This is a genomic window from Pirellulales bacterium, assembly GCA_035546535.1.
GTDB lineage: Bacteria > Planctomycetota > Planctomycetia > Pirellulales > JACPPG01 > JACPPG01.
This window is the reverse complement of record DASZWQ010000048.1, coordinates 1-19,027: the sequence shown is the minus strand read 5'-3', so window position 1 is coordinate 19,027 and position 19,027 is coordinate 1. Positions and strand designations below refer to the sequence as shown.

General features: G+C 62.4%; 13 protein-coding genes. 9 read left to right on the top strand and 4 right to left on the bottom strand.

Going from position 1 to position 19,027, the window contains the following annotated elements:
• Nucleotides 1–561 precede the first annotated feature (561 nt).
• Nucleotides 562–1,791 carry a hypothetical protein gene (locus VHD36_05710; protein HVU86795.1) on the bottom strand — a complete coding sequence of 410 codons (1,230 nt, stop codon included), beginning with the start codon at nt 1,789–1,791 and terminating at the stop codon, nt 562–564.
• A gap of 263 nt (nt 1,792–2,054) precedes the next feature.
• Here VHD36_05710 and VHD36_05705 point away from each other — a divergent pair, with 263 nt between their 5' ends.
• The 6 genes from VHD36_05705 to VHD36_05680 all read left to right on the top strand — a co-directional run bounded on the left by VHD36_05705 (nt 2,055) and on the right by VHD36_05680 (nt 7,750).
• Nucleotides 2,055–2,651 carry a hypothetical protein gene (locus VHD36_05705; GenBank protein ID HVU86794.1) on the top strand — a complete coding sequence of 199 codons (597 nt, stop codon included), beginning with the start codon at nt 2,055–2,057 and terminating at the stop codon, nt 2,649–2,651.
• Nucleotides 2,652–2,998: 347 nt separating this feature from the next.
• Complete coding sequence (locus tag VHD36_05700; protein ID HVU86793.1) at nt 2,999–4,294, top strand: PQQ-binding-like beta-propeller repeat protein; 1,296 nt, start codon at nt 2,999–3,001, stop codon at nt 4,292–4,294.
• Between the two features lie 181 nt (nt 4,295–4,475).
• Nucleotides 4,476–5,156, top strand: a complete 681-nt coding sequence (locus tag VHD36_05695; GenBank protein HVU86792.1) for a DUF1080 domain-containing protein — start codon at nt 4,476–4,478, stop codon at nt 5,154–5,156.
• A 70-nt stretch (nt 5,157–5,226) separates the two neighbouring features.
• Nucleotides 5,227–5,544 (top strand): hypothetical protein, encoded by a 318-nt coding sequence (locus VHD36_05690; GenBank protein ID HVU86791.1) that lies wholly within the window; start codon nt 5,227–5,229, stop codon nt 5,542–5,544.
• A 17-nt stretch (nt 5,545–5,561) separates the two neighbouring features.
• The gene (locus VHD36_05685; GenBank protein HVU86790.1) at nt 5,562–6,458 is read left to right on the top strand and encodes a protein kinase; all 897 of its coding nucleotides are present in this window, start codon (nt 5,562–5,564) and stop codon (nt 6,456–6,458) included.
• Nucleotides 6,455–7,750 carry a VCBS repeat-containing protein gene (locus VHD36_05680; protein ID HVU86789.1) on the top strand — a complete coding sequence of 432 codons (1,296 nt, stop codon included), beginning with the start codon at nt 6,455–6,457 and terminating at the stop codon, nt 7,748–7,750. The genes VHD36_05685 and VHD36_05680 overlap by 4 nt, the downstream gene beginning before the upstream one ends.
• A gap of 31 nt (nt 7,751–7,781) precedes the next feature.
• Here VHD36_05680 and VHD36_05675 read toward each other — a convergent pair whose 3' ends face one another.
• The 3 genes from VHD36_05675 to VHD36_05665 all read right to left on the bottom strand — a co-directional run bounded on the left by VHD36_05675 (nt 7,782) and on the right by VHD36_05665 (nt 14,200).
• On the bottom strand, nt 7,782–8,609 hold the full coding sequence (locus VHD36_05675) for a hypothetical protein (protein HVU86788.1): 828 nt from the start codon (nt 8,607–8,609) through the stop codon (nt 7,782–7,784).
• 314 nt (nt 8,610–8,923) lie between these two features.
• Nucleotides 8,924–11,773, bottom strand: a complete 2,850-nt coding sequence (locus VHD36_05670) for a zinc-dependent metalloprotease (GenBank protein ID HVU86787.1) — start codon at nt 11,771–11,773, stop codon at nt 8,924–8,926.
• Nucleotides 11,774–12,115: 342 nt separating this feature from the next.
• Nucleotides 12,116–14,200, bottom strand: a complete 2,085-nt coding sequence (locus VHD36_05665) for a tetratricopeptide repeat protein (protein HVU86786.1) — start codon at nt 14,198–14,200, stop codon at nt 12,116–12,118.
• Nucleotides 14,201–14,447: 247 nt separating this feature from the next.
• Here VHD36_05665 and VHD36_05660 point away from each other — a divergent pair, with 247 nt between their 5' ends.
• The 3 genes from VHD36_05660 to VHD36_05650 form a co-directional block, all read left to right on the top strand.
• Nucleotides 14,448–15,962: a sulfatase gene (locus tag VHD36_05660; protein ID HVU86785.1), complete on the top strand. Its 1,515-nt coding sequence runs from the start codon at nt 14,448–14,450 to the stop codon at nt 15,960–15,962.
• A gap of 55 nt (nt 15,963–16,017) precedes the next feature.
• The gene (locus tag VHD36_05655; protein ID HVU86784.1) at nt 16,018–17,439 is read left to right on the top strand and encodes an arylsulfatase; all 1,422 of its coding nucleotides are present in this window, start codon (nt 16,018–16,020) and stop codon (nt 17,437–17,439) included.
• A gap of 62 nt (nt 17,440–17,501) precedes the next feature.
• Nucleotides 17,502–19,027 (top strand): sulfatase (locus VHD36_05650; GenBank protein ID HVU86783.1); only part of this gene is annotated, 1,526 nt, incomplete at its 3' end.

Sequence of the window (19,027 nt, the reverse complement as noted above, 5' to 3'; positions counted from 1 at the left end):
GAAAAGATTAAAACCGGACCGACACAATCGCACACGGCTCGGCAAATAAATAATCGACCGAGCATGATACGCTAGCACAAACACGCCACTCTCTCGATTAGCTATCAAGCGCCGCGCGAAACGGCGCTCGCCTGGGCCCCCCTCAGGATCGCCCCCCTCGGGACCGCTTCCCACACCGTAGCCGATGAGCCCGGTGACGGTGGAACGGACCAATGGGTGAGACCAGAATCTGGCGACGAGTACGAATCCCCCGGCAACGCGCATGCGTGCCCTGGAACCCGGTCATGGCGGATGCCATTATCTACGATAAACCGTGATCGTTGCAAGGCTTTTGATAATTATTTTGTGGCCCGTGCAAGGCCAGAGGGATGAGGGCAGCGGGCAGCCGGCAAAGGGCCATCGGTAGCCGGCACCCACGACCTCGTGGGGTGCCCTGTGGGCACCACCTGTGGGTGCCGTGGCGCGATGACTTTGCGACCGGTGCGCAACGGCGCACCCTACGGCCCCAGGCCTGTAGAAAGGGCCAGCTACCGAAATCACGGCACCGGGGTTTTTCAGCCCTCAGGGCACGATTTCCAACTGCGGCAGCCGCTGCGCGAGCCGGCTGCGCCCTGCTTCGGTGGTTTTGGTCCGACGTAAGAGCAATTGCCGCAAGGTCTTCATGCCATCAAGCGCGGCAAGGCCACGATCCGTGACGGCCGTTTCAGAGAGGTCGAGCCCGGCCAGCGCCGGCAGGTCGCGGGCGATGCTCGTCACCCCGTTGTCCGCAGCCCCCGAGCCGCGCAGCCCCAGGTATGCCAGGCGCTGGAGACCGGCGAGCCCCATGCCGGTCACGTGGGTGCCGTCGAGCACCAGGAATTCCAGTCGATCGAGATCGGCCAGCCGCGCGGCGCCGGCGTCCGTGATCTGGGTGTTCGCCAGCGACAGGCGTTCGAGCTTGCCGAGCCCGGCCAGCGAGGCCAGCCCGGCGTCGGTTACCGCCGTGTCGTCGAGGAACAGCCAGGCGAGCGACGTAAGCGCGGCAATCTGTCGCAGCCCGGCGTCGCCGACAGCCGTCTCCGCGAGCCAGAGCGTGTCGAGCTGTTTCAGCCGCGACACGTGCGGCATGGCGGCGTCCGTGATCTGGGTGCCCGTCAGTTTCAAGCTGCGCAGGTTCGCCAGCTCGGCCAGAGCCTGCGCGCCGCGATCGTCGACCCGGGTGTGCGACAGCCACAGCCCGGCGAGCCGAGGGCAATCTTTCAAGAGCGACAGACCGGCGGCATCGATCTGCGTGAACGACAGGTTCAGCCAGCGCAATTGGCGGAGGCGGGCAACGTGCTTAAGCCCGGCGGACGTGACCGGCGCGCCTTGCAGGTAAAGACCTTCGAGCTTGTCGAGCGCCACCAGCGGCGCGAGCCCCGCATCGCCGACGCGCGTTTCGCCCAGGTAGAGAATTTCGAGGTCGGCGAGCGCCGCGATCTTCGCCATGCCGGCGTCGGTAACTTTCGATCGGCCGAGATCGAGCCAGCGCACGCGCTCGATGGCAGGGATCGCATCGAGCCCGCTGTCGTCGCCGAGATAGCGCACGGCCGCAAAGGGAGGCGCGTCGTCGCCGGCCGGCACCAGCTCGACGCTGCCGCCAGTGCGCTCGACGTCGTGCCGCGCCGCCTGCGCGTCTTGATCCGTGGCGTCCGGCGCTGGCGGCGCTGCCGCGGCGCACGCGGCGCATGCAGAACAACCTGGTAGCGCCAGGAGCGCAAGCGCCAGTGTGAAGCGCCGGCGGTAGCGAATTGAATGATTCGATCGGCCCATCCCAGAAATGTACCTTTTCCTTCGTGGTAGGCTTAAGGCGCTGTTTCGAGACCTGAAATAGGGTGCCACTGGTGGCTCGCCCACCAGTGCGAAATGGGACACAGGCGGGTAGACAAGGTACCAGGGCATACGATCCGCCGTCCGCTACGCCGGAGGGGCACCGGGCCTTGCCGCATGGAGTAAGCAGGCGAGACGCCTGCACCACAAATGGTCATGAGCGAATGATGACGTCGTCTACATGTTTTTGCGCGCGTGCCGCGAAGTTGGCGGCCATTGTCGTTTGCTGTGCGCTTGTTGTCGCGGCGCCGCTCGGAGCCGATACGCCGGCTGCTTCGAACGACGAGAATCTCATCTCGAACGGTAACTTCGAACAGCTCGCGCCGCGGGAGTCGTCGCGTCCGGCGGGCTGGTATTTCGTGCAACAAGCGCAACGGGTCGAAGCGGACGGCGCGCCACGTGGCCGGCATTTTTTACGCTTCGACAATGCCGTGCCCGGCCGCGCCGCGCGCGCCCAGCAGCACGTGCGGCTCGACGGGCGCGAAGTGCGCGCGATCGATGTGTCGGCCGTTGTCGCCACGCGCGATGTCGAGCCGGGGCAGGCGTTGGCCGAACGACCGGCCGTGCGCGTGTCGTTCTACGACGAAGACGATATCGAACTCGGCCAGGAAGTTCTCGGCCCCTGGTCAGGCACGCGCGATTGGTCGCGCGACTCGTCGCGGATCGTGGTGCCCGGGCGCGCGCGGCTAATGCTCGTCGAGATTGGTTTGGGCGGTGGAACCGGCCGCGCGGACTTCGACGACGTGCAAGTCGTGCCGGCGGCGCAAAACCCCACGGCGCTGCCGCGGCGGATCGGCAAATGAAAGAGGCCGTGATCGCGCGATATTCAATTCATTCAGGCGTTCCCCGTGAAAGTCCCTCTCCCCTCGGGAGAGGCGGGAGAGGTTAGGTGAGGGGGAAACGCTCGCGACGAGTTGAGAGCCAATGGAGAGAGAATGTGCGCGGCGCGGGAATGAATGGTGAGCCGCGCGTTGCGGACGCCGTTACCCTCCCCTGGCCCCTCCCTGTCAGGGAGGGGAATAGAAAGAGGACGCCCGACGCACTCCGCGCCGCGGCTTGACCCGCCCGAATCCATGAGCGACAACACACGGGACACGCCGCACAGCGTCGACTAGCCTACCCCCACCACCCCCGCGCGGATCTTGTTGGCATGGTGAAGCATTCTTCTTCCCGTTTTTTTGGACTGGCCACGTTGGTTCTGGTTGCGCTCGCGACCGCGGTGACGCAGGCCGAGAATTGGCCGCAATGGCGCGGCCCGCGCGACGATGGCACGAGTACCGAGACGGGCTTGCCCACTACGTGGAGCGGCACGGAGAACGTTGCCTGGCGATTGCCGCTGCCAGGCCCGGCCGGCGCCACGCCCGTGGTGTGGGAAGATCATATCTTTCTCACAAGCGCCAAAGGACGCGACCTGGTGCTGTTGGCCGTCGATACGGCGGGGCGACAGCTATGGGAACGGCTCGTGGGCACGGGCGATCAGGAAGTGCGCGGCGACGAAGGAAACTACGCTTCTCCCTCGCCCTGCACGGACGGGAAGCACGTCTGGGCCCTGATGGGCACGGGCGACCTGGCGTGCTTTGATTTCGCCGGCAATGAAGTTTGGAAATTCAACCTGCAGGACCGGTACGGCAAGTTCAATATCTCTTTTGGCATGACGTCGACGCCGGTGCTCGACGGTGACAAGCTGTATTTGCAATTGCTTCAAACCGGCAAGGCGTTGGTCGCGTGTCTGGACAAAAAAACTGGCGCGGAAATCTGGCAGCAGAAGCGCCCCAGCGACGCCCGGGCAGAATGCGAACACTCTTACGCCTCGCCCGTGCTCTATCGCGACGCGGGACACGAGTTTTTGCTGACGCACGGTTGCGACTACGTCGTGGCGCACCGATTGTCTGACGGCGCCGAAATCTGGCGCTGCGGCGGCTTGAATCCGAAGGGGAATTACAATCCCACGCTGCGGTTCGTGGCCTCGCCCGTGGCCGCCGAAGGCCTGGTCGTGGTACCCAGCGCGAAGAACGGTCCGGTACTGGGCATCTCGCCTGACGCCCGCGGCGACATTTCCGAGACGCAAGAAGGGCACGTGTGGACGCGCCCCCAAAACACGCCCGATGTGCCGTCACCCGTGGTACACGACGGACTGGTCTATCTGTGCCGGGAAAATGGCGTGCTGATCTGCATGGACGCTAAGAGCGGACGCGAACTTTATCAGGAGCGGACGCACAATCAGCGTCATCGGGCATCGCCAGTCTACGCCGACGGCAAAATCTACCTGACGTCGCGCGACGGCGTGGTCACCGTGGTCAAGGCGGGCCGGCAATTCGAACTGCTGGCCACGAACAAGTTGGGCGAAGACAAGGACGCCGTGCAGATTTCGGCCTCGCCCGCGATCTCGGGCGGCCGGATTTACTTGCGCGCCTTCGATGCCCTGTATGCGATCGGCCCGAAATAAAAGCGCGAAATCCGTGATCGACGCGACTATGATCGACCTGAGGAAACGATTTATTCGGAAGTGCAAAACCGTGGTGGAGTGCCACTGGCGGCTTGCCCACCAGTGCAGAACACTCGACAAATACTGGTAGGCAAGCTACCAGTGGCACACGATTCGCCCGGCACCAAGGAATACACGACTCATGAGCTGTTATCTTCGTCAGTTGTTCAGTACGCTCGCCGCGATCTTGCTTGTGGTTGTTCTTTACGCGCCGGCCGATGCCGCCGATGCGGCGGCCTTCGAAGAGATCTTCAACGGGCAGGACCTGTCGGGCTGGGTTGTCGAAGGAACGAGCATTCGCAAGGACGGCGACAAGACCTTGCCCGTGTGGACCGTGGTCGACGGCGAGGTGCGCTGCGGCGGTGGCGGCTTTGGCTTCTTGCGATTCGATCGCAAGGTATGCGACTTCGTGCTACAGGCTGAGTTCAAGCCCGAGCCGCGCGCCAATAGCGGCATCGGCATTCGCACCGTTCCCTATCGCAGCGTGCGGCAAACGCGACCATCGTTCGCCGCTTACGAGATCCAGCTACAAGACGACGCCGGCAAGCCGGCCGACGAGCACAGCACCGGTTCGCTGTACCGTTACGTGGCGCCGACGGAAAACGCCATCAAGCCCGCCGGCCAGTGGAACACCGTGGAAATCCGCTGCACCGGTCCGCGCATCGAGATCACGATCAACGACCGCAAGGTGCAGGACGTCGATCAGTCGAAGATTCCCGCGATCAAGGACAAGCCGCTGTGCGGGTATGTCTGCTTGCAAAACCACGGCAGCCCGTGCGCGTTCCGCAACGTGCGCCTGCAGACGGTGAAGGGGGCGGAGTAGGTTCGAGCGCCAACTCGCCGTCCGCATATAATGATTTGATGGCACTGATACTTAATTGCGTGAGAAGGCAATGGACGAATTATACAACGCTTTAAAGGCCGACCTCTTGAGAATTGCCAGGGATATGGCGCAAAAAGGAGCCGGTTACGGCCAAGAGTCGGTCGTACTGCGCGAGGCTGATAAAGAGTGGGGGCCGCGATTGAAGGACGCCGATCGAAAGTGGGATAAGCTACTAAAGCGGCAGCAGCTCATTCTCACGGCATGGAATGATTTATTCCGCGAGCGAAAACTGTCGTGGGGCTACGACATTGATAACCCGAATGCGCCGTTTTTTCATGTCACCGAAGAAGAGGCACGCGAAGATGTAGCGACATCGACCACCCGCTGAACGCGAGATCCGTGAAGATGGCGCGACGGCCGCGGCTCAATGCTGACTTCGCCTTGGAATCGGCGACGGGCCATCTTTACCGGAACATACAGCATATCGGCGGTGGGGGGACCGCTGAGACGCACGTGGTGCTCGCTACTAATGGGCCGAATCGCGGCCTTCTTTTCACGGCAAAGATTTTCAGCCGCCTCTCCAAGCCGGAATGGCGTAACAGCTTTCTCAATGAGCATGCTTTTCTGAGCAAATGCGATCACCCGGCAATCCTGCGCGTCTATGATCAAGGCATACACCTCGGCGAGGCGCCGTTCATCGTAACCGAGTGCCTCTCCGATACCTTGGCGAAAAGCCGACGAGCGCTGCGCAGGATAGAGCAACTCTCTCTAGCCACTCAGCTTCTCTCGGCGCTCGCGTACCTGGATAATCACGAGCCACGCGTGGTACACCGAGACATTAAGCCGACCAACATCTTCTTTAAAGGCGAGTCTTGGGTCCTGGGCGACTTCGGATTGCTGAAGCAGCTTCCTCTTGCCGACGACCGTGATCGCGAATTGCTAAAGGAGAGCTTGGGGCCGGGTATGCCACAGAATTACCGGACTCCCGACCTTGTCGAATACCTGCGTGGCGGCGCGCCGCCCACACCCAAGAGCGATGTGTTTCAGCTCGGCCTCGTTCTGGCCGAGGTATTCACCGGCAAGAATCCGCACAAGCCGGCCACGACGTTTGAGTCGGAGGTAGGGCTTGATCCCCTGGCCCCTATTACCGAAGCGCATGGAGCGCCGATCGCTGAATTGTTGAACCGCATGTTGTCCATCCGGCCCGAGGATCGTCCTTCGGCGGCCGACGTGCTTCCTCAATGGCAGGATCAGCTCCTACTTGAAGCGCGCCGTTCACGACTTCGAAGGACGAACAAATGAAAAGGAATGCCGCCGGCGTAAGCCGTTTTCCGGCGTACGTGCTCATTACGGCAAGCTTCTCAACTGCGATATCGATGACTCACGCCGCCGAGTTAACCTTTCGCCACGAAGAAATCGGCACCGGCCTGGGCGTGGGCTACGCCGTGAGCGTGGTCGACATGAATCGGGACCAGCGCCCCGATATCGTGGTCGTCGATACGGCGCGCGTCATCTGGTATGAAAACCCCACCTGGAAGTTGCACACGGTCCTCGAAGGGCAGACGAAGAAGGATAACGTCTGCATCGCGCCTTTCGACATCGACGGCGACGGGCAGCTCGATTTCGCCCTGGGGGCCGATTGGCGCCCCTTCGACACGAAAACCGGCGGCACGGTGCAATGGCTCGCCGCGACCGGCAAAAACGGCGAGCACTACGAGCTGTTTCCGATCGCCGAAGAGCCGATGATGCACCGCATGCGCTGGGCCGATCTCGACGGCGATGGCCGCCCGGAACTGATCGCCGTTCCCCTGATGGGGCGCGATACGAAAGGGCCCGACTGGGGCGAGCACGGCGTGCGAATCCTCGCCTATCGCATTCCCGCCGACCCGCGCCGCGATCCATGGCCGGTCGAAGTGATCAGCGACGAACTGCACGTCACGCACAATTTCTTTCCGGTGGATATGAACGGCGATGGCCGGCCCGAGATTCTCGTCGCCAGCTATGAAGGGGTGACGCAATTGTCGCGCGGCGCCGACGGGCGCTGGAGCGGAAAGCAACTCGGCACCGGTAACCAGGATGCCGTGACGACCGGCAACTCCGATCCGCGCGCTTCGCCGCGCAGCCGCGGCGCGAGCGAAATCAAACTCGGCCACGTGGCCAACTCTCCTTACATCGCCACGATCGAGCCGTGGCACGGTTTTCAGGTCGTGGCTTACACGCCGCCCAAGAGCGATGACACCGTGGGCAAGGCTGCGGCCGCCGATTCGCTGTGGAAGCGCCACCTGCTCGACGCGGAATTGAAATGGGGGCACGCCGTGTGGTGTGCTGACTTGGACGGCGACGCCGACGAAGAGCTGGTGATCGGCGTGCGCGACGAGTTGAACGACAAAGCGCGCTGCGGCGTGCGCGTGTACGATCCCGTCGACGCCGAGAATGGCCGCTGGCACAAGCAAGTCTTCGATCCGGGCGGCGTAGCAGTCGAGGACCTGGCCGTCGCGGATTTCAACGGCGACGGTCGCCGCGATATCGTGGCCGTCGGCCGGCAAACGCACAACGTGCGCATCTACTGGAACGAAACGCCGGCGCCGAAGTAGTGCTTAGCAGACTGTCTCGCGGTCGACGTTTCTATTGTTGCGGTACGGGCATTGGCGGCGTCGCTTTGCGAGACTTGACGATCAGGTCTTGCGCCGTCGCCAGGCCGGCGGCCAATAGCCGCTCACTCGAGAAACGCAGCCGCTCAGGATGAGCGCGCACGGCGTCGTTGAGCTTCGCCGCGACCTGGTCCTGGCGGCCGCGCAGCTCCTTATCGAGCGCGTGCCGCAGCCGGTCGCCCAGTTCTTCGGCGGCGTGACCATCGATCCGGCTGACACGCTCCAGATCGATATCCGCCAGGGCCAGCTTGACGCCGATCACGCGCGGCTCGACGACGAAATCGCCCAGGAAGCGACCCGGAGCGAGACGGAACGCCACCTCGCAATCGAGCTCGGCTTCGATGGTGCTCTGCGCGTCGGCCTTGAAGTTCAACATCTTCACGCCACGCCGCCAGCGCTCGTAGCGTGCTTCGCCGTCGAGCGTGGCCGAGAGAAAGAGTTGAAACGCCAGCTTGCCCGGCCCCACGCGCCGCAAGCCAGCCACGTGGACGCGCAGATTCTGCTGCGGGTCGATCAAGGTCACGCGGTAATTGGTCCACAATCCGTCGTTGACTTCCTTGGTGCGCTTCTGCACGCGCAGCCGGCCATTCTCGCGCTCGAATTTCAGGCCGCTTCTGACTTGCCGCTGCTGCCCCCAGTCGTTGTCGCCGGTGATTTCGGTGGGCAAGTTCTCGAGCAGAATGCTGCGCACCAGGTCCGATAGCGATTGTTCCGTCGCATCGGCAGCGCTACTGCGGAGCGCGGCGCAAGATGCCAGGCAAAAGGCGGCCACGAAAGAAAGGGTGAAGATGATGGCACGCACGATCGACGATCCTTGTCGAGAAGGTGCTGCGGCAAGCCGAATCGCATTGAACGCACGAAGTCTAGCACGGCGCCATCGATCGAGGGGACGTCAATTCTCACGGCCGGCGACAGCTAGCTGGCTCAGCCCGGCGTCTGAATGCACGCTCAGCATACACGCGTTGACGCGTAAAGACGATTTATCAAGCGCGTAAGTTTTCTGGAGCATGCTTATTCGCCAAAGGCGAAAAAGCATCGCACAGACGCCACAGCAAGCCAGCCCGACCGTCCCTCTCTCGCGTACGCGAGAGAGGGACGGCGGCAAAAACCGCAGAGCTACAGGTCGTTCATCTGCAACGGAGCCGCCAGCACCTTGGCGATCTCGTCGTGCAGTTGCTCCAGATGAGCCCGGCTGTAGGCATCCGGCTCGGCCACCTGGGCATCGAGCGCCCGGGCAATCCGGTCATCGATGGCCTTGATGTGCTTGCGTGCCAGGGCCCGCGCGTCCGGCAACGGTGGCTGCACGAAGCCGAAGAAGATGAAATCGTCGGCGAAGAGGAAATTGCTGTTCTGCTTCGGGCCGATCACCATCGTGGCCAGCCGTTTGACGTGCTCGCGCTGCAAATTGCGGCGGATCGTCGACAGCTCGATCTTCTTCTTCTCGCCGGCCGGCTGATCGGCCGTCGGCAGCTCCTTCCAGATCGTCTCGGTCAGCACGTCGAACAGCTCCGGCAGCTTGAGCACTTCCTGCCCGGCGCTGGCGTGCAGCTCGGCGTTCTGGATGGTGCGCATCACCGACGGATCGAAGAAGCGCGACAACACCATTTTCTGAATCGACAACACGCGATCGTAAATCGGGAATTCGTACTGGCTGTAAAAATAACCGTCGCGGAAGTGCTCGGGCGCGAGCCGCTTCAACAGCTCGGGCGAGAACTTGAACGCCTGATCCGAGAGGATTTCTTCTCGCAGAATCTTGATCGCTTCGCGCTGCTTGGCCAGCGGAATCGTCTCGAACGGCGTCTTGGCGTCCGGATCCTCGCGGTGGGCGCGGGCCGTGTACTCGCCGCCGATGTACTGGCTGCTCAAATACGTGGCCGAATTCAATTCGCCCAGCAACATCGAAAACGCCTGCCGCGCCCGCTGCCAGCCTTCGCCCTTGGCCACGACGCGCTCGGTCAACTTGTCGAGCGAATCCTTGACCAACTGCACGCGGAACTGCGCGAACTCCAGGGGATCGCCCAGGTCGAACAGGTTGATGCGCGGATCGGGATTGAGGAACGTATCCTCGTCGGTGCCATAGACCAGGTCCGGCGCCGAGCTCTTGGCCGCGATCGCGGCCAGCTCCGTCGCTTCGTCCTTGGTCGGCTTATAGGCGTACTCGATGGCCCAATAGTCGTAAGGGCCGAGCGTATCGGAGAAGTAGTCGCCTTGCTTCTCTCCCTTGGGCGCGAAGTTGGCCGGCGCGTAATCCATCACTGAGCCGGTCATCCCCTTCTTGCGCGTGATCTCGGGATTGTTGGCGTCTTTCAGGCTGATGAAGGTGCTCGACTTGAAGTTATGCCGCAAACCGAGCGTGTGACCTACTTCGTGCATCACGACTTCCTTGATGGCCTGGCCCAGGAACTCTTCGGGCACCTTGCCGCCCGGATCGATCGTGCCCTGCGCGGCCATCATCGCCGCCATCAAACCGATCTGCCGCTGCATCCCCTCACCCATCATGCAGCGATCGCAGCCGACGTGCGCCCGCTGCCAGGTTGCATGGCCTGGAAATGCATCAGGATGAGCAGCGTGACTCTCCTTGAGCGCCGTTTGGTATTGCGTGAAGAGCCGTTGTACTTCCCCTTCGTTGGCGGCCATCTCGGGCACCTGGGCCGAGAAGATCTTGAAGAACGCCTGGCGATTGCCCTGGTGCAGCAGGCTCATGGCTTCGGGAATGCCGCGCGTGCGCACGAACTCGCCGCGCCAATAGCGGATCATCCCTTCGTCGAAAATAATATCGGCATCCAGGATTTGCCCTGTCTTCGGATTCGTGCGCGACGGTCCCATGGCGAAGCCGGCCGACGTCGTGATCCAGCGGAACGTGTTGTAGCGAATGTCCTCGGGATCGAAGTCATCGAGCTCCGACTGGTCGCGCACCTGGATGGCCTCGATGTAGCCCAGTTTGTCGAAGGCCTTGTTCCATTCCAGGATGCCGGCGCGGACGTACGGGCGGTACTCGCGCGGCACCGTCTTCTCGATCCAGAAGAGGATCGGCTTTTTCGGGGTCGAGCGTTCGGCCGAGGCGTTGCTCTTTTCCAAATCCCAGCGGGTTACGTAGCGCACCTGCGGAGTATCGCGAACGTCGGTCGAAAAGTCCTGCACGGTACTGAGGAAATGCCCCACGCGATCATCCGCCAGGCGCGACTTGTAACTCGAAGTGGGCAGCTTGGACAGGCCGTAATGAATCACGATCTGCGTGCCGCGCGGGTCGACCACGCCCGAGTCACCGTAAAAGAAAAACCAGCCGAAGCCGAAGTTGAAAACGGCGCTGACCTCGATCTCGATATTCTCGGGAAAACTCTTCACCTTGACCCACGTGCTGCGGTTGCGGTCGGGATGAATGCCCAGGCCCGCCAGGTCCGACATGAACAGGTCGGCCAGGTCCACCAGCACGCGGTTGCCGCCATGTTCTTCGCTCTTGATCGGCAGCGAGTTGATCACGCTGTCGTTGTACGAGACCTTGACCGAATCGGCCTGCGGCGAGCCGGCCTCGGCACGGTGGCGAACGTCGCGGCGAACGACCAGCACATGATCGGCGGCGCGCTGGAAACTGAGAATCCACTGCTCGCCGAAGTTGAGCGTGTCGCCCCCCAAGTACATCATGCCCGCCCCGCGCGCGATCGAGATCGGCAGGACGAATTCCTGGTTGTACTGCTCGCGGCGGATGGCCATCAGCAGCTTCTGATCTTTTTCGTTGTAGAACAGCGTGAACAGGCCGTCGATCTGCTTGGCCCCTTCGACGGTCTTGTTCCAATCAGGAAACTTGCTGTCGCTTTTGGGCGACGTGGCCGCAGCGGCGGTAGCCGGCTTGGCCTCGGTGGCTGCTTTGGGCGCATCTTCGGCGCGAGCCACAGCAAACGAGGAAACAACAAGTGCGATCAGAGACGCGCGCAGCGCATGCGCCCGTGCTTGCGAAAAGCACAACATCGGAGTCCCTCCCCATTCCAAGTAGAGAAGTGATTGTGGAACGCCCATACCCCAGCGCCTCAGACAGTAACGCGCGCGAAAAGCGTGTCAAGCTTTTGCCGGCGCGCAGGGCTCCACTTGGGTGGGGGTCAGAATGCGCTTTGTAGAAAAAGAAATGCCAACCGTCTATGCAGCGACGTTCTTTATCGCGTCAGCTTTAAGCGCTAGCACGGCTGGGGTGAATCCTGGCGGTGAGCGAGTGGATGCCACTGCTGGCTCGCCCACCAGTGCAGATCGTAAGTAAGCACTGGTAGACAAGCTACAAGTCGCGCACGAGCCGCCGGCGCTCATGATTTGGAAACCTCACGGGCGTGCCGTTCCCTGCCGGCGAACCCTCAGCCATTCGGTGTATTGCTGGACCTGCTCCGGCTTTCTCAAGCGCTGGGCAAGATCGAGCGCGGCCTCGACGGTTCTTACGGCATCAGCCGGCTGGTTCAACTGGTCGTAGGCCGTGGCGAGCGGCAACACCGCTCCAAATTCCTCGGGACGCAGTTCCCGCGCTCGCCGTAGCGCCGCGGCCGCTTCGTGCGGGTGACCGCAGCGCAGTTCGGCAATGCCCAGGTTCGTGGCGGCGTCTGTGAATTTCGGATTCATGTCCAGAGCGCGGCGGAAATAAGGGACGGCCTGTTCCGGCCGCTCAAGCGCGGCCAGCGCCAGGCCCATGTTCTGTACGGGCTCCGCCGAGTCGGGCTCGAGCTGGATGGCGCGCTCGAGATAGGGGATCGCCTCTTCGGCCCGGCCGGCCAGAGTCAAGGCAAAACCAAGGTTGTTGTTGGGGCCCGACGACTCGGGATCGAGATCGAGGACGTACCGAAACTGTCCGACCGCGTCCTGCGGGCGGTGCGCCGCCAACAGCGCAAAGCCCAAGTGCACGTATGACTTTGCCGAGTCAGGCTTGAGCCGGACCGCCGCCTCGAAATGCGGGATCGCCTCGCGCGACCGGCCTAGCGCGACCAGTGCCATGCCGACGTTGTTTTGCACGTACTCGCTGTCGGGCGAGTATTGCAGGGCGTCCTGCCAGATCGTTAGCGGCGCCGCATAAGCGTGCAAGCGCTGCGTGCTAACCGCCGTGTACGCCACGGCCAAGAGTCCAACCGGAATGCAGACAGCGAATAGTGCCTGCGTGTCGATCGGATTGGGCCCGCGACGCCCTTCGCGCTCGCCAACGATTTTTTGGGCCGCGCGGTACGCTGCCACCACGGCCAAAGTCACGAGCGCGGCAAGCGGTAAATACATGCGGCGCTCGGCGGCAACTTCCGTAATGATCGGCACCAGCAGGGTCGGTGAGAGGATGGCGATGACGCTCGCCAGCACGAAACCGGTCGCCGTCCCGCGTCCCGCGAGCACGGCCGTAACGACCGCCAGCGCCATCGCGGGCAACAGGTACGGCGCGGCCGCGGAAAGCGATTCGAAATAGGGAAACTGGTAATGAATCACCAGCGGCCACGGCCAGACGCTGAGCTTGAGATACAAAAGCAGCACTCGGGTTTGCGTCAACCAATAGTGATATGCCGTCAGGTCGTGACCGAAACCGGTCGATTCGGTGCGCGGCCCGCCGATGTTGAGCGCCAGAAGCGGTATCCAGCTGAGGCATAGTCCGACGTACAACGGCCACGATTCACGCAGCGCCTCTCGAAACGAACCGCGGAGAAATGTTCGCTCGAAGAGCAAAATCACCAGTGGCGCCGAGACGATGACCTCTTTCGACGCGACTCCGGCGATGCACGCGACCGTGGCCAGCGACATCCAGCCAGCGCGAAAGCGCCGATCCGTGGCTGTCCAATAGCGCAGGCTGGCATAGATCGCGAGTAGATAGCAAAAGGCCATCAGCAGCTCGGTGCGCTGCGTGATGTACTCAACCGCCTCGGTCAGTAGCGGATGAATCGCCCACAGCAGTGCCGTGATGAACCCGAGCGCGCCCGCGACCTGCGAGAACCGTCCCCGAAAGTAATCCGTGAGCAACGTCCGCCGCACGATGCTCCAGATCAAAAGCGCCGACGCGAAGTGCAAACCGAGGTTCACCAGCCGGTAGCCGAACGGCGCATCGCCGCCGATCGCGTAGTTCAATGCGAACGTAAGGTTCACGAGCGGCCGACCAGCGGTCGAGGATTGCCGTGCTGGCCGGAAGGGGCCCGGCTCGCTTTCAGTTCCGACCAGCGGCCACAATTGTTTGACCGATTTGCTCGTGACGATCGTCGACGTGTCGTCGAAGATCATCGGCGCCGACATCGATCGGGCGTAGACCGCGAGGATGCACCCTAAGATCGCCAGCATGCCACCCGCAGTGCGGACCGCCGGTCGCTGCCATGCGCTGCGCATGGTTATCGGCTCTGCCGGCGCGGCAGCCGCCGCTTCGGCGTGTGCTCGACGATTCTTTCGCTGGGCCATCGATCGATTCGGTATGGGCGTTGCGGCGGGCCGAGAATCCACCAATTATCATGGCGGATCGCGCGGCGGGAAAGCGGGCTGACGGTGACGGCTGCCGATCCGTGAATTCGACTGCCACAACTACATGCAGTCGGCCGGTGGAGAAGTTATGATCGGCGTACGTCGCCGTCCCCGGCGGCCGGTGCCCGGACGTTTTCCCGCGGCTTCTGCATGAGGAATCGCACCCTGTGGGCGGAGGAACGCAACTTTGTATCCAAAGAACCATCGTATCGTGTTGGCCGGCGGCGCGACTCGCGCCGTGATGTTGTGCATCCTCTTCATTGCTGCGGCTATTGCGATTAGCTCGAGCCGCCAGGCGACCGCGGCCGCTGAGCCCGGCGTGCCAGAGCATCCCAACATTGTCATTATTTTCTGCGATGACGTCGGCTATGCGGACATCGGGCCTTTCGGCGCCAAAGGATACAGCACGCCCAACCTCGATCGGATGGCCGCCGAGGGAGTTCGCTTCACGCGCTTCTATTCGGCTCAGCCCGTCTGCTCGGCCTCGCGCACGGCGTTACTGACCGGTTGCTATCCCAACCGATTGGGCATCCAGGGTGCGCTCGGTCCGCAAGCGAAGATCGGCATCAATGCGGACGAAATGACGCTCGCCGAACTCGTCAAGCAGCAGAACTATGCCACGGCCATCTATGGCAAATGGCATTTGGGGCACTTGACGCAGTTTCTGCCCACGCATCATGGTTTCGATGAGTACTTTGGGCTGCCGTACTCGAACGATATGTGGCCACTGCATCCTGATTACCTCGCCACGGAGGGAGCCAAGAAGCGCCAGGGCTATCCTGACCTGCCCCTCATCGAAGGAGACAAGATTGCCATACCCGAGGTGACGTCCAAGGAGCAGCGCCAGCTCACCACCTGGTACACCGAGCACGCGGTGAGCTTCATCGATCGCCATAAGGATCGCCCGTTTCTGCTTTACGTACCGCACAGCATGGCGCATGTGCCGCTGCACGCGAGCGAGAAGTACCAAGGCAAGTCGGCCGCTGGCATGTACGGCGATGTGATGCAGGAAATCGACTGGTCGGTCGGCGAAATCCTGGCCGCGCTTGCCCGCAACGGGCTGGATGGTAAGACGCTGGTGATTTTCACTTCCGACAACGGCCCCTGGCTGAGCTACGGCGATCATGGCGGTTCGGCCGGCCCGTTGCGAGAAGGAAAAGGAACCTGCTGGGAGGGAGGCGTGCGCGAGCCGTTCGTGGCCCGTTTTCCGGGCGTCATTCCGCCGGGCACGGTCTGCCGCGAGCCGGCCATGACGATCGACCTCTTCCCGACCATTGCGCGGCTCACCGGCGCGAAGCTGCCGGAGAAGAAAATCGACGGGCTCGATATCTGGCCGCTATTCGTGGGCACGCCGGGCGCCAAGAACCCGCACGAGGCGTACTACTTCTACTACGCCGACAATCAGTTGCAGGCCGTGTCGAGTGGGGCGTGGAAGCTGCAGTTGCCGCACACGTACTCGACGCTCGCCGGCCACTCAGGCGGAACGGGTGGCAAGCCTGCCGCGTACGAATCGCGCAAAATCGAGCGTCCCGAGCTTTACAATCTCGATGACGACATCGGCGAGTCGAAAGACGTCGCCGCCGACCATCCTGACGTGGTGAAGCGACTCTTGGCATTCGCGGAACAAGCCCGTGACGACATGGGCGACAACCTGACGAAGCGCGAAGGCAAGAACCGCCGTCCGCCGGGCCGTGCGGAATAAGCCTGGTTCAAAGAGGCGTTCGCCTTCTGAGCTTTAACTTTTCCTTGGAAGTGTCATGCGTTCTACGTTCGCGGGTCTTTTTCTGGCGATCCTCGGCATTTGTTGCGCAGCGCGGCCCGCCATAAGCGCGGCCGAGCCGCTGCCGAACATCGTGATCGTCATGCCCGACGACGTAGGCTACGGCGACTTCTCGTGCCTGGGGAGCCCGATCATCAAGACCCCGGCGATCGACGCCTTTTGGCGCGCGAGCGTTCGCTTCACCGATTTTCACGTCAGCCCCACGTGCGCGCCCACGCGCGCGGCCCTCATGACCGGCCGGCACGAGTTCAAAAATGGCGTCACGCACACGATCAACGAGCGCGAGCGCCTTACGCTGCACGCCACCACGCTGGCGCAGGTGCTGAAATCGGTCGGTTACACGACGGGCATTTTCGGCAAGTGGCACCTGGGGGACGAGCCGGAGCGCTGGCCCGACAAACGCGGCTTCGACGAGATGTACATTCACGGCGCCGGCGGCATCGGCCAAAGCTATCCCGGTAGTTGCGGGGACGCGCCGGGCAATACGAATTTCAATCCGGCTCTCTTGCACAACGGCCGCTTTGAAAAAACCAAGGGCTACTGCACGGACCTGTTCTTCGAGCAGGCGCAGAAGTGGATCGGCGAAGTGAAAGGCCGGCAGCCGTTTTTCGCCTACATCACGCCGAACGCGGCGCACACGCCGCTCGATGTGCCTGAGGAGTACACGCGCCGCCATGCGGCCGAAGTGCCTCTGAACGTAGCGAAGTTCTACGGCATGATCGAAAACATCGACGAGAACTTTGGGCGGCTGATGGCGCAGCTCGACGAGGCGGACCTCGCGCGCAACACGCTCGTCATCTTTCTCACCGACAACGGTGGCACGATGGGCACCGAGATCTTCAACGCCGGCATGCGCGGGAAGAAAGCCACGGCCTGGCAGGGCGGCACGCGGGTTCCCTCGTTCTGGCGCTGGCCGGCCGGCTTCTCGGGCGGGGTCGATTGCCCGGCGCTCGCGGCGCATATCGACGTTTTGCCGACCTTGGCCGCGATCACCGGCGCGAAGCTCGACGACAAGCTGACAAAGCAAATCGAGGGGCGCAGCTTGCTGCCCTTGCTCAAGAATCCGCAGGCTGCCTGGCCGGATCGGTTTCTGGTGACGCACCTGGGGCGCTGGCCACGCGGCGAAGTAGAGAAAGCGAAATACACCGCCTGCTCGATCCGCAATAGCCGTTACACGCTGGTCGACAACAAGGAGCTTTTCGACTTGCAGGCCGATCCCGGGGAAAAGACGAACGTGATCGCCGAGCATCCGGATGTGGTCGCTCGTCTACGCGCCGAGTACGACGCATGGTGGGAATCGGTGTTGCCGTGCCTCGAAAACGAGGACGCCGTCGGGCCGGCGGAGAATCCTTTCAAAACTCTCTATGAGCAGCAGTTCGGCGGCAAAACAAGCAAGTAATGTCGGCCATCGACCGTTTTATGTTCTTTTCGATTCGCAGTTCGATCAGGATCAATGGTGGTATGAATTCTCGTCATTTACGTCGGCACGTTGCGGCCGGCGCTTTCGCGGTAGTTTGTGTTTTTGGTCTGCAGCTCGCGGCGCGCGCGGCGGCGCCGACGCGGCCGAACATCGTGCTGGTTTTTTCCGATGATCACGGCTACCAGGCGATTAGCGCCTATAACGACCCGCGCCGGCTAATCGCGACGCCGAACCTCGATCGCCTCGCGGCCGAAGGAGTTCGCTGCGATCGCTGCCTGGTGCCGAATTCGATCTGCGGGCCCAGCCGGGCCACGGTGCTCACCGGGAAATACAACCACCTCAACGGCTTCTACAACAATTCCAACAGTCGTTTTGACGGCGCACAAACCACTTTTCCCAAACTGCTGCAGGCCGCCGGTTATCAGACCGCGGTGATCGGCAAATGGCACTTGATCAGCGATCCGACGGGTTTTGACCACTGGGAAATCCTGCCCGGCCAGGGCGTGTACTACCATCCGCAGATGATTCGCAACGGCGAAAAGGTGCGCCACCGGGGCTACACGACCGACATCATCACGGATCTATCGCTCGACTGGCTGGCCAAGCGCGACGCCTCGAAACCTTTTTTGCTGATGTGCCAGCACAAGGCGCCGCATCGCGAGTGGGAGCCGAATCTGAAATACCTGGGGCACGACAACGACCGCCAATACGCCGAGCCCGAGACTTTGTTCGACGATTACAGCGGGCGCGGCCTCGCCGAGCGCGATCAGGACATGACGATCGCCAAGACGATGAACGCGCGCGACCTGAAGCTCACGCCGCCGCAACAACTCACGCCCGAGGAGTTGCAGCAGTGGAACGCCTACTACGAGCCGCGCAACGCGGCATTTCGTAAGGCGGATCCGCAGGGGGCCGACCTGGTGCGCTGGAAATACAACCGCTACATGCACGACTATCTGGCGTGCATTCTCTCGGTCGACGAAAGCGTGGGCCGGATTCTGAAGTATCTCGATGACGCTGGGCTGGCCGACAACACGCTCGTGATCTACGCGGCCGACCAGGGCTTTTATCTGGGCGAGCATGGTTGGTTCGACAAGCGGTGGATTTTCGAAGAGTCGCTGCGGACGCCGATGTTGGTGCGCTGGCCGGGCGTGGCGAAGCCGGGCACGGTGTGCCGCGACATCGTGTCGAACTTGGATTTCGCGGAAACCTTTCTCGACGCCGCGGGCCTGCCGATCCCCGACGACATGCAAGGGCGCAGCCTACGACCGGTGCTCGCCGGCCAGACGCCGGATGACTGGCGAAAGAGCTTCTATTACCACTACTACGAATATCCCACTCCGCACCACGTGCGCCCGCACTATGGCGTGGTGACCGACCAGTACAAGCTGGTTCATTTTTATTCGCCGGACGCCGACTACTGGGAGCTGTTCGACCGGCAGACCGATCCACACGAGCTGCGCAGCGTTTACGGCGACGCGAAATATAAGACAGCACAACAAGAGCTGGCGGCGGAGCTCGCCCGGCTGCGCAAGGAATTGAAAGTGCCGGAAGTCGATCCGCCGAC